The sequence below is a fragment of the Nostoc sp. CHAB 5715 genome, from assembly GCF_020829685.1.
In the GTDB taxonomy this organism is placed as follows: Bacteria; Cyanobacteriota; Cyanobacteriia; order Cyanobacteriales; family Nostocaceae; genus Nostoc.
In genome coordinates this window covers 1-2,407 of sequence record NZ_JAIVFR010001060.1, presented here as the reverse complement: position 1 = coordinate 2,407, position 2,407 = coordinate 1, and the positions used below count along the sequence as shown (strand labels likewise).

Below are 2,407 nucleotides of genomic sequence, written 5' to 3'. Positions count from 1 at the left end.
GAGGTGTTGCTAGTTCAATTCATGGCGAACCTCGCTCGACACGGGATTTAGATTTAGTAATTTCAGTTCAACCCGACCAAATCGATTTGTTGGTGACGACACTAGAAACAGCAGGATACTATTGTCCAGCAGGGGCGGTTGAAGATTTGAAGCGAGGATACGAGCGAATGCTCAACATTACACATACCGAAACCATAGCTAATGCCGATCTGTACATCACTGATGATTCACCATTTGCAGTATCGCAGATGGCACGTCGGATATTGCCCGATTTAGATGGTATACCTCAATTTTGGGTGGCTTCGCCAGAGGATACGATTTTACAGAAGTTGTGGTGGCGGCAAAGTAGTCAATCTGAAAAACAGTGGCGTGATGTATTGGGGATACTAAAGTTGCAAGCACAAAGTTTAGACTACACTTACCTTATAGAGTGGGCAAAACATTTAAATTTGGTTGATGCGTTGAGTAAAGCATTGACTGAGGCTGGTATTTAATCATCATATTTGTAGAACTTACGCACACTCTACGAATTCTCTCGGCGCTCTTGGCGTCTTGGCGGTTCGATAAATTAAGCTTTTTAGCAATTTTTGCGTAAGTCCTAATTTGTTAAATTGCGCCACTTCTACTCAGGAAACCAGTTTTCATCTAAAATTTGTTCTAAAGAGCCAAGCAGTGCAACAGGGAATGTATCAATGGGAAGTTGAGAGCGATCGCTTGCTTCTTTCCTTGCGTCTTGATAACATTCATCAAATATTTCTAAAATGTAAGGCTTAAGACTAGGACTATCTTTGAGTTCATCCTTAATCTCTCTACGGAATGTCCTGACTTCTCCTTTCCAATGCCCTTCATTGCGCTCCCGTTCGCCATCCCAGTATGTGAGCTTAAGCAGATGTTCAAAAAGTCGAATTAACAGACTTTTCACCCTTCGCTTCTGGCTCCTACCCATACTTTCTAATTCTTCTAACAAATTATCTAAATCCACAGATGAAAACTGACCAGCGCGAAGTTGGTTGATGGTTATCCTGAGCCAAAGGTAATAATCTTGGTCGTATAAAGTCTGAGTTTTTGGTTCTATTTGTATCACCATACACTTATTCAACTCCTATTAATTCAAGGTTTGGGTCATAGCTTTGGGCTGATAACGCTACATACCAATATCCATCATGCTAAGGTTATGAATTTCAGTTAAAGTGCAATAGCGCAAATATTCCTTAAGTCTAAAGTAAAGCTTACTGAAAGAATGAGGTTTTAATTTACAAAATCATTGAGAATGTACGAGATCCCATTCATCAACCTTTAAATTCTCAACCTTATAAATTGTTTACCGTTGTTCTCGTGTATAGAAAAATAGATTTCGGAACGTTCCCCAACCGACTGTTCCATGCCTGTTACCAGTGCGGTTTCATTAAGAGGAATAGTGCCAGACTGGTATTGTTCAGTCTTGACTTTGGAACCTTCAAATTTATAGATTACTAATCTGTCTAATTCCAGAAACTCACGCACTTGTGTAATTGCTGTTGTCATAATCACCGGCAAATCCAAGCTTTTGCGGATCTGCGTTGTTACCTGATTTAACAACCGCTCTTGGGAAATCTGTTTTTTTAAAGCATCTTCCACTGGCTCACAGATATAAATTGTCGGTGCAGTTGAGCTTGGAGGTGCTATGATTTCTTGGTTTGGCTGATTTAGGAGATATTCTAATAACAACAGTGAGAATTGACTTTGGAGCGTGGCATCATTGGGCCGAATAATTTGGCGATAGCCTTCGAGATTTTGGTAAGTGGAGGAATCACACTCAAACAAGTCTCTTAATTCGTAGACAAATGTTGCGATCGCCTCTAAATTAAATGTCAAACTAGCATTGAGTGCCGAGTCCTGAGTGGGTACTTGTTCTCCCTCATCCCCCTCATCTCCCTCATCTCCCTCATCCCCCTCATCTCCCCTATTCCCCTGCTCCCCCTGCGCTAAGTTTCCTACCAACAGCGCACTAAACTGCTCAGAAAGCACCAACGTAAACCTTTGCCTTTGCCATTCCACAGGTATGCAAATCCGCGCCAACACAGCTTCTGTCAGTATCAGAGCGGCACTTCCCACCGTTTGAGCCATCTGTTCTAACAATTCCCCAAGCTGATTAAATACAACAATAGGCAAGGTTCGAGAAAAGCTCAAATCAGGAGAACTAAGCATTTTAAATCATTACTGGTAAGAGGGGGCTGAATGCAGGGAAAAAGTTTGTTTTGATTGTGCAATAACCAATAGTTTAAGACGGTAATACAGCATTATAGCGGTTCTCGGTTGAGTTAGGTACAAGAACCCACCCCCATCCCCTCTCGAAAAGCAAAGCTGTTTCATTCACTCATTGGCTCAAAAAAGACTTGTGTTGTAAACGAAAGTACTTGTGTTCTGA

Annotated in this window: 1 protein-coding gene and 2 pseudogenes; 1 reads left to right on the top strand and 2 read right to left on the bottom strand. The window is 41.5% G+C overall.

Annotated elements, in window-relative coordinates; all coding sequences use genetic code 11:
* A pseudogene (locus tag LC574_RS35845) lies at positions 1–494 on the top strand (hypothetical protein); the annotation flags it as partial.
* A 128-nt stretch (positions 495–622) separates the two neighbouring features.
* Here LC574_RS35845 and LC574_RS35840 read toward each other — a convergent pair.
* Positions 623–1,087: a DUF29 domain-containing protein gene (locus LC574_RS35840; RefSeq protein WP_229458377.1), complete on the bottom strand. Its 465-nt coding sequence runs from the start codon at positions 1,085–1,087 to the stop codon at positions 623–625.
* Positions 1,088–1,434: 347 nt separating this feature from the next.
* Positions 1,435–2,187 (bottom strand): annotated as a pseudogene (locus LC574_RS35835) (sensor histidine kinase); the annotation flags it as partial.
* Positions 2,188–2,407 lie beyond the last annotated feature (220 nt).

Bases quoted from the DNA above. Each gene is read 5' to 3' on its own strand.
- LC574_RS35840 (WP_229458377.1), bottom strand. From the start codon at position 1,087: ATGGTGATACAAATAGAACCAAAAACTCAGACTTTATACGACCAAGAT.